Origin of the sequence: Streptomyces sp. NPDC048255 (assembly GCF_040652415.1) — a bacterium.
Lineage (GTDB): Bacteria > Actinomycetota > Actinomycetes > Streptomycetales > Streptomycetaceae > Streptomyces.
In genome coordinates this window covers 61,093-68,543 of the sequence record NZ_JBEZMA010000040.1, presented here as the reverse complement: position 1 = coordinate 68,543, position 7,451 = coordinate 61,093, and the positions used below count along the sequence as shown (strand labels likewise).

The following is a 7,451-nucleotide window of genomic DNA, read 5'->3' as shown; positions in this document are numbered from 1 at the left end:
AAACGCGACTACATCTTCAACGGCACCCTGGCCACAGCAGCCATCGTGATCTGGCTCCGCGACCTCATCAAAGAGCCATCAGACACGGCCTAGTCGTCCGACGGCAGCACATCCGCAGGATCGAAGGCTTCGTCCAGGGACTTCATCAGACGGTCCCGCTCCACCTCGTCCAGCGGGACCGGGGTCACGTCCGTGGCCTCGGCCAGCCGCCGGAAGCCGCCCCGGCGCTGGAGCCGTCCGCTGACCCGGATCGGCAGGCCGACCAGGTGTGCGTGGCCCGCCACCCGGTACGCCTCCTCGTCGAGGGCGGCGCGGACGTACGGGATCTCCGCCCCGGCGAGGACCCGTAGCCGGACCGTGCCCCCGCCGCCCGGGGCCGAGCGCCGCATCCGTACCACCGCGCCCGCGATCCGGACCGCGACGGCCGGTTCGTCGCGGGTGTAGCGGGCCGCGGCCTCGCGGAGCACCGGCAGGTCCCCCGGCGAGAACTCAACCGGCTCCGGCCGGGCCGCGCACCCCGCCGGCACCCCGGCCGCCGGCGCCCAGGCCAGCGCGACCCGGGCTCCTTCCGAGCCGCCGACCAGCGCGATCAGCGCGTCGGCGAGCTCCCGGCTGACCCCGGCCGCCACGGCGGCGTCGAAGGCCTCCATCCCGCCGGTGGCCCGCTGGTAGTCCACGGCCTCGCGGGCGGCGTGCAGCGCGTGGTGCAGCCGCGTCATGGTCCCCCGGCCCCCGTCGACCGGGACGAACGCGGTCAGCCGCCGGCCTCCCGGCGAAGGCCCCACCAGTACCCCGTCCAGGGCCCGTTCGGCCTGCGCCCGGTGGCGGGCGCCGTAGTACCCGGCCTTCGCCCGGTCCGCCAGGGCTCCGGCGATCAGGAGCTGCCGGGCCGCCGAGCGCAGCTGCTCCTGCACCGTCCACGCGGCCTCGCCCCGCAGCCCGTACGGCCCTTCCGGTATCTCCCGCTCCCAGCGGATCTCGTCGCTCGGCACGCTCAGCCCGTACAGCACCTCGCGCGCGGAGGGCAGGGCGCTGCGCGAGAGGGCGGTCAGCGCCTCCTCCAGCAGGTCGGCGCAGTCGGGGAAGGTACGGCTCTCCGGGACGAGCAGGCTGGTCGGGGAGGCGCCGCCCGGCCTCGCGGCGGGCGGTGTCCAGCGCCCGTACCGTCCGGCGGCCCCGCCCCGGCGCAGCCAGCCGTGCCGGTGCAGCAGCGCACCGAGCACGGCCGGGTCGACCTGCGCGGGATCGGGAGTCCCGGGGCGGGTGAGGTCCGCGTACCCCAGGGGTTCCCGGGACGACAGCGGTTCGAGGTTCGGTGAGTGCCAGTGCATCAGGGTGTCCCTCCCGACCCGACCCGGGTCATGATCTCGCACAGCGCCCGGTCGTCGAAGATCCGTGTGGTCGGTATCCGTACGGTGGTCCGGCGCCGGCCGGTCACGGGCTGTCCGGCGAGGTTGGTCCAGTAGCAGCAGTGCCGCAGGTCGAGCCGGTCGTGCCCGGCGGACAGCCACTGGTCGCGCTCGCGCGGGACGAGCATCACGACGAGGATCTTGTGGACGGCTACCGGGGTGCGCGCCAGCTTCACGAGGTGCTCGTTGTCGAGGGTGAAGCCGAAGGTGGGTCCGGCCGGCCGGGGCGGTATCTGGTAGGTGGCCTTCAGCTGCACCTTGATGGTGACTTCGTCGTCGACGACGTGTTCGGGCGCACCGTGGCTGACGTGCCAGTCGATGCCGTTGTCGGGAAAGGGCTGGGAGAGCGAGCAGCCGGCCGCGGCGGCGACGGCGTGCAGGTATCCCACCTGAAGGGTCTCCATGCAGGCGGTGGTGGCGAGTGTGCCGCGCAGCGGTCCGCTTCGCGGATCGATCTGCCCCTGCAGCACCCCGCCCTGTTCGGGCTGCGCGAGCGCCATGGCCGGCTCCCCATGCCTTCCGGGCTCTGCCGTGGGTGGTGTGTGGGGTGACGACCGTTCACCTGTGCGGTCCCCCAAGGAAGTTGTCTCCGCACCCGGGCACCCGCAAACGGCGTACGGGGCAAACAGCCCGGGTATCACCGAAGCGGGCAAGGGTGGCACGTTCCGAGGCGGCGGCGCCCGGGTGCCCCCATCTGCCGACCGGGGACGAGGAGTTCGCCATGACACGCTGGTACGAGGGCCCGCTGGCCGCATTCGACACGGAGACGACCGGGGTGGACGTGGAGTCGGACCGGATCGTGTCCGCCGCGCTCATCGTGCAGGAGTGCGCGGGCGGCCGGGTCCGCTCGACGCGCTGGCTGGTCAATCCCGGCATCCCGGTTCCGCCGGGGGCCACGGAAGTGCACGGTCTCACCGACGAGCACCTCCAGCGGCACGGGCGGTGGCCGGCGCCGGTGGTGGAGGAGATAGCCCGCGCGCTCGGGGAGCAGCAGGTGGCGGGCCGGCCGGTGGTGGTGATGAACGCGCCGTTCGATCTGACGCTGCTGGACCGGGAGTTGCGCAGGCACCGGGCGTCCTCGCTGTCGCGGTACCTGGACAACCGGCCGCTGACGGTGCTGGATCCGCGGGTGCTGGACAAGCACCTGGACCGCTACCGCAAGGGCCGCCGGACGCTGACGGACCTGTGCGCGCACTACGGGATCGAGCTGGAGGGCGCGCACGACGCGGCGGCGGACGCGCTGGCCTCGCTGGAGCTCGTACGGGCGGTGGGGCGGCGGTTCGCGGGGCGGCTGGAGCGGCTGACCCCGGCGGAACTGCACACGCTCCAGCAGGTGTGGCACGCGGCGCAGGCGCGGGGGCTCCAGGCGTGGTTCGCGCGTCAGGGCACGCCGGAGTCGGTGGATCCGCACTGGCCGCTGCGGCCGGACCTGTCGACGGCCGCATGAGCGGCGCCGCGCGGCGCTCCGCGGAAGCGGACCGGGAAGCGAAACCGTCCCGGTCCCGGTTCCGGTCCCGTCCCGGAGATGCGGAAGGCCGGTCCGTCATCAGACGGACCGGCCTGTCCCGGTGGGCGATACTGGGATCGAACCAGTGACCCCTTCGGTGTGAACGAAGTGCTCTCCCGCTGAGCTAATCGCCCGGGAACGCACTGAACAATACAGAAGCCTTGGGGCTGGTTCAAACCGCTTCCGGGGAAGCGGCCAGCCGGGCCGCGAGGGCGCGCTGTCCGGCCCGCATCATCAGGGCGTGGTTGAGCCGGAACACCGGCCGCCCGGGCAGCGAGAGCCGCCGCATCAGGGGCGTGCGCACCTCCACCTCCTGCTCGTACAGGGCGCGGGTGCGCCCGGCGCCGGGTCCGCCGCGGGGGCGTACCGTCCACCGCGCCCAGCCCTCCAGGTCGCCGTGGAGCGCCACCTCCAGGAGGCCTCGGCGGGGGTCGCGGAGCAGTTCGGTGGTGGTGACGTGGAGGGCGTACGGCAGTACGGAGCGGATCTGGACGGTGCCGGTGCGGTCGTCCACGCGTTCCACCCGGCGGAACTGGGGCCACCAGCGCGGGTACTCCCCCATCCGTTCCAGTACGGCGTAGACGTCTGCGGGCGGGGCGTCGAGGTCCCACACGCTGCGGAAGCGGTAGTGGCTCCAGCGGTCCCGGCGGCTCTGGTGCATGGGGCCAGTCTGTCCCCCGGCCGTGCCGCGCACTCCCGGTTCGGCGACACCCGTGCGTACTCAGTGGGGATCTGAGTACGCACGCCCATGTCCTGACGGCGTGACGGGCACCACACTCCGCATCATGAACAAGCCCCTGCCGCCGGCCGAGGAGCTGGCGCTCATCGACCGCGAACTGGCTCAACTCGACACCCGGCGGCTGTACCTGCTGTCGCGCCGGGACTGGCTGCTGCGCCTGCTGCGCTCGTCCGGCCCGGCTGCCGCCGGGGTGTGGGGGCCTCCCGCCGGGTGGGCGCCCCCGGCGCCCGCGAAGGAGTCCTCGGCCCCGAGCGCGCAGAACGTGCTGCTCGCCCTGGGCGCGGTGCTGCTGGCCGTGGCCGCGCTGGCCTTCACGCTCGTGAGCTGGGGCTCGCTCGGGATCGCGGGGCGCTCCGCCGTGCTGGCGGCGGTGACCGCGGCCGCGCTGGGCGCGCCCGTGCCGCTGCTGCGGCACGGGCTGAGGTCGACGGCCGAGTCGGTGGCCGCCGTGGGTCTGCTGCTGACGGTCCTGGACGCGTACGCGCTGTACGCGGTCGCCCTCCCGGACGCCGACCCCCTCGGCTACGCGGCGGCCGCGACCGCGGTGGGGGCGACGCTCTGGGCGGGGTACGGGCTGGTACTCGCCCGGCGGCTGCCCCCGCTGCGGATCCCGGTGCCCGCGGCGGTGCTGGCGGCGCAGTGGTCCCTGCCGCTGGCGGCGCTGGCCGCGCAGGCCGGTCCGCTGGGGCTGGGCTGGGCGCTGCTGGCGACGGCGGCGCTGGACGCGGCGTTCGCGCTGCGGGCCCGGTCGCTGCCGGCCACTGCCGCGTGGTGCGCGGCGGCGTGGATCCCGGCGGGCGTGCTGGGGACCGGTGCGCTGCTGATCGGGGCGGCCCGTTCGTGGTCGGCGGGCTCGGCGGCCGGGGCGCTGGCCCCGGGGGCGCTGTTGCTGGCGGTGGCGGCGCTCGGGGTGGCGGTGGCCTGGCGCGGGCCGCGCGCCTGGTTCGCCGCGTTCGCGGGCGGCCTCGCGGTGGTGGTGGCGTTCGCCGGTGCGGCGCGCCCCGGGCTGGATCCTGGCTGGGTGGTGGTGGCCCACCTGCTGGTGGCGCTGCCGCTGCTGGCGGCCGTACGGGCGCCCTGGCTGCCGGAGCCGGTCCGGCACGGGCTGGCGTGGGCCGGGGCGCTGGTGGCGGCCCTGGCGGCGCTGGCGGGCTGGTCGGCCGTGGTTGCGGCGCTGGCGGCCCGGTTCGAGGTGCTGGACGAGGTGTGGGCGGCGACGACCCCGGCGGCGGATCCGTACGGGCCGGGGGCGGCGGTTCCGGTGGTGCTGCTGGTCACGGCGGGGGCGGCCTGGTGGCTGTCCCGGGCGCTGGCGCGGCCCGAGCCGCTGGTCGTGGCGGTCGTCCTGGGCTGGTCGGGGCTGTTCACGGCCCCGGTGCTGCTCGGGTTCCCGGTGGCGGCGGTCTTCGCCGTCCAGCTGGCGGTGACGGCGGGCGCGGGGGTGCTCGTCCTGCGGTCGTGGGCCCGGGGCGTGGCGCTCGCGGCTGGCCTGTGCGCCCTGGCCGGGGCCGCGAACGTGTCCCTGGGCGCGCTGGACGGGCGCGCGGCCACCTTCGCGGTGTGGGGGCTGCTCGGTGCGGGCTGCGCCGCGGGGGCGGCGCACGGGCCCGCGCCGCGCTGGGCCCGGTCCTGGGCGGCGGTGTGCGCCGTCGGGTACGCCACGGGGGTGCTGGTGGCGGTGTGCGCGGTGACGGAGCTGGCGCTGTCCTGGTGGTCGCTGCCGGTGCTCGCGGTCCCGGCGGCGGTGGCCGCCCTCGGGCCGCGGCTGGGCGCCGTACGGGTGCCGGCCGAGGTGTCGGCGGCCGCGGCGGGTGTGCTGGCCCTGGCTCTGGCCGCGGCCGGCCGGCAGGCCGGGACGACGGCCCTGGCGCTGGCGCTGGCCGGGGTGGTCTGCGCGGGTGCGGCGGTGCGGGCGGACCGGCGGCAGCTGGGCTGGGCCGCGGGGGCGCTGTTCGCCCTGGCGACCTGGGTGCGGCTGGCGGAGGCCGGGGTCACGGCCCCGGAGGCCTACACGCTGCCGGTGACGGTGCCCGCCCTCGCGGTGGGTCTGCTGCGGCGCCGGAAGGACCCGCGGTGCTCGTCCTGGACCGCGTACGGGGCGGGGCTGGCGGCGACGCTGCTGCCGAGCCTGCTGGCGGCCTGGGGGGACCCGTACTGGCTGCGTCCGCTGCTGCTGGGCCTGGCCGCGCTGGTGGTGACCCTGGCGGGCGCGCACCGGCGGCTGCAGGCCCCGCTGCTGCTGGGCGGCGCCGTGCTGGCGTCGGTGGCCCTGCACGAGCTCGCCCCGTACGTCGTCCAGGTCGTGGGCGTGCTGCCGCGCTGGCTGCCGCCGGCCCTGGCAGGCCTGCTGCTGCTGGCCGTGGGCGCGACGTACGAGAAGCGGCTGGGCGAGGCCCGGCGGCTGCGGGACGCGCTGGGCCGGCTGGGGTGAACGCCAGAGGCCCGGAGACTGTGAAAGTCTCCGGGCCTCTGGTCCGGGTGGGCGATACTGGGTTCGAACCAGTGACCCCTTCGGTGTGAACGAAGTGCTCTCCCACTGAGCTAATCGCCCGGACGCACCGCAAACATTACCGCATGTCAGCGGTGCTCCATGACCAGCACCGGCCGGTCACTGCTCCTTGATGTCCCAGGGCAGGACGAGCCCGTACTTCCACAGGTAGAAACCGATCAGCGCGCCCGCGATGACGAGCCCGACGCTGGTCAGGATGATGTTGCGGCGCCGCACCTTGGGGTCGAGCGCCTTCTGCGCCGCCTCGGTGACCTTGCGCTTGGTCCAGCGCAGGACGAGATGCGCCCAGGCGAACTCGGTGGCCCAGATCGCCAGGCCCGCGAAGATGGCGACCCAGCCGGGGCCGGGCAGCACGAGCATCGCGACACCGGCGGCGATCACCGCGAGGCCGACGACGAAGACACCGACCTGCCAGCTCAGGTGCAGGGTCCGGCGGGCCTTGATGAAGGCGGGCGCCTTCGATACGTGCGGCGTCTCTGCGGCGGCCGGCTCGCCGGTGGCGGACTCGTGGGTCTCGCGGTCACTCCCCGTATTCATGGGGTCGAATCTACCCGAGCCGGATGCACACGTGAATGGTGGTTTGGATCCGCCGTACGAGGGACCCAGAGGTCCGCAAAACGGTCAGAGGGGTTTACAACGGCACCGTAGGTGGCATGTCGATTTCGCCGACGTGCGAATCCCCGAGCGCACACTGAGCGAAAGGCCCTGGCGCTTATGAACACCACGGTCAGCTGCGAGCTGCACCTGCGCCTCGTTGTGTCGAGCGAGTCCTCACTGCCTGTTCCCGCGGGCCTGCGGTATGACACGGCCGACCCCTACGCCGTGCACGCCACCTTCCACACCGGCGCCGAGGAGACGGTCGAATGGGTATTCGCCCGCGACCTCCTCGCGGAGGGCCTCCACCGGCCCACCGGTACCGGCGACGTCCGCGTCTGGCCGTCCCGCAGCCACGGTCAGGGCGTCGTCTGCATCGCCCTGAGCTCACCGGAGGGAGAAGCACTGCTCGAAGCACCCGCCCGAGCACTCGAGTCGTTCCTCAAGCGGACGGACGCCGCGGTTCCACCAGGAACCGAGCACCGGCACTTCGACCTCGACAAGGAGCTCTCCCACATCCTGGCCGAAAGCTGAGCCAGGCCCACAGCCGCTCGACACCGTCCGACTCGGGGCGACGGTGTGAGCCGGACAACCACATACGGCATGGCCTGGCGCTGTTCCCGCGGAAGCCGTCCGCGGGGACGGCGCCGGTGCGCGTGGGGGCACCCCCGGCGAGAGGGACCGGCTAGAGTC

At 74.7% G+C, this 7,451-nt stretch carries 7 protein-coding genes and 2 tRNA genes; 3 read left to right on the top strand and 6 right to left on the bottom strand.

What is annotated here, in order from left to right:
• Positions 1-89: 89 nt before the first annotated feature.
• Positions 90-1,331, bottom strand: coding sequence for a hypothetical protein (locus AB0D94_RS26670; RefSeq protein WP_362056332.1), 1,242 nt, complete (start codon positions 1,329-1,331; stop codon positions 90-92).
• Positions 1,331-1,909 carry a DUF4365 domain-containing protein gene (locus AB0D94_RS26665; protein WP_266937854.1) on the bottom strand — a complete coding sequence of 193 codons (579 nt, stop codon included), beginning with the start codon at positions 1,907-1,909 and terminating at the stop codon, positions 1,331-1,333. Before AB0D94_RS26665 ends, AB0D94_RS26670 begins: the two co-directional genes overlap by 1 nt.
• Before the next feature lie 221 nt (positions 1,910-2,130).
• Between AB0D94_RS26665 and AB0D94_RS26660 the strand changes: the two genes are divergently transcribed.
• Positions 2,131-2,856 carry a 3'-5' exonuclease gene (locus AB0D94_RS26660; protein WP_266937853.1) on the top strand — a complete coding sequence of 242 codons (726 nt, stop codon included), beginning with the start codon at positions 2,131-2,133 and terminating at the stop codon, positions 2,854-2,856.
• A gap of 122 nt (positions 2,857-2,978) precedes the next feature.
• On the opposite strand, the gene AB0D94_RS26655 is transcribed toward AB0D94_RS26660, so the two are convergent.
• Together AB0D94_RS26655 and AB0D94_RS26650 are read right to left on the bottom strand one after the other, a co-directional pair.
• A tRNA-Val gene (locus AB0D94_RS26655) sits at positions 2,979-3,050 on the bottom strand.
• Between the two features lie 38 nt (positions 3,051-3,088).
• Positions 3,089-3,577 carry an SRPBCC family protein gene (locus tag AB0D94_RS26650; RefSeq protein ID WP_362056329.1) on the bottom strand — a complete coding sequence of 163 codons (489 nt, stop codon included), beginning with the start codon at positions 3,575-3,577 and terminating at the stop codon, positions 3,089-3,091.
• Between the two features lie 124 nt (positions 3,578-3,701).
• Here AB0D94_RS26650 and AB0D94_RS26645 point away from each other — a divergent pair, with 124 nt between their 5' ends.
• Entirely contained in the window at positions 3,702-6,086 is a 2,385-nt protein-coding gene (locus AB0D94_RS26645; protein ID WP_362056327.1) for a hypothetical protein, read from the top strand.
• Between the two features lie 48 nt (positions 6,087-6,134).
• Here AB0D94_RS26645 and AB0D94_RS26640 read toward each other — a convergent pair.
• Positions 6,135-6,206 (bottom strand) — tRNA-Val (locus tag AB0D94_RS26640).
• Positions 6,207-6,263: 57 nt separating this feature from the next.
• Positions 6,264-6,701 (bottom strand): TIGR02611 family protein, encoded by a 438-nt coding sequence (locus tag AB0D94_RS26635; protein ID WP_362056325.1) that lies wholly within the window; start codon positions 6,699-6,701, stop codon positions 6,264-6,266.
• A 177-nt stretch (positions 6,702-6,878) separates the two neighbouring features.
• Between AB0D94_RS26635 and AB0D94_RS26630 the strand changes: the two genes are divergently transcribed.
• Entirely contained in the window at positions 6,879-7,292 is a 414-nt protein-coding gene (locus tag AB0D94_RS26630; RefSeq protein ID WP_030011909.1) for an SsgA family sporulation/cell division regulator, read from the top strand.
• The last annotated feature ends 159 nt before the right edge of the window (positions 7,293-7,451 follow it).

Excerpts from the sequence above, each read along its gene's own strand:
- AB0D94_RS26650 (WP_362056329.1), bottom strand. The coding sequence starts at position 3,577 with ATGCACCAGAGCCGCCGGGACCGCTGGAGCCACTACCGCTTCCGCAGC.
- AB0D94_RS26665 (WP_266937854.1), bottom strand. The coding sequence starts at position 1,909 with ATGGCGCTCGCGCAGCCCGAACAGGGCGGGGTGCTGCAGGGGCAGATC.
- AB0D94_RS26660 (WP_266937853.1), top strand. The coding sequence starts at position 2,131 with ATGACACGCTGGTACGAGGGCCCGCTGGCCGCATTCGACACGGAGACG.
- AB0D94_RS26645 (WP_362056327.1), top strand. The coding sequence starts at position 3,702 with ATGAACAAGCCCCTGCCGCCGGCCGAGGAGCTGGCGCTCATCGACCGC.
- AB0D94_RS26635 (WP_362056325.1), bottom strand. The coding sequence starts at position 6,701 with ATGAATACGGGGAGTGACCGCGAGACCCACGAGTCCGCCACCGGCGAG.
- AB0D94_RS26630 (WP_030011909.1), top strand. The coding sequence starts at position 6,879 with ATGAACACCACGGTCAGCTGCGAGCTGCACCTGCGCCTCGTTGTGTCG.
- AB0D94_RS26670 (WP_362056332.1), bottom strand. The coding sequence starts at position 1,331 with ATGCACTGGCACTCACCGAACCTCGAACCGCTGTCGTCCCGGGAACCC.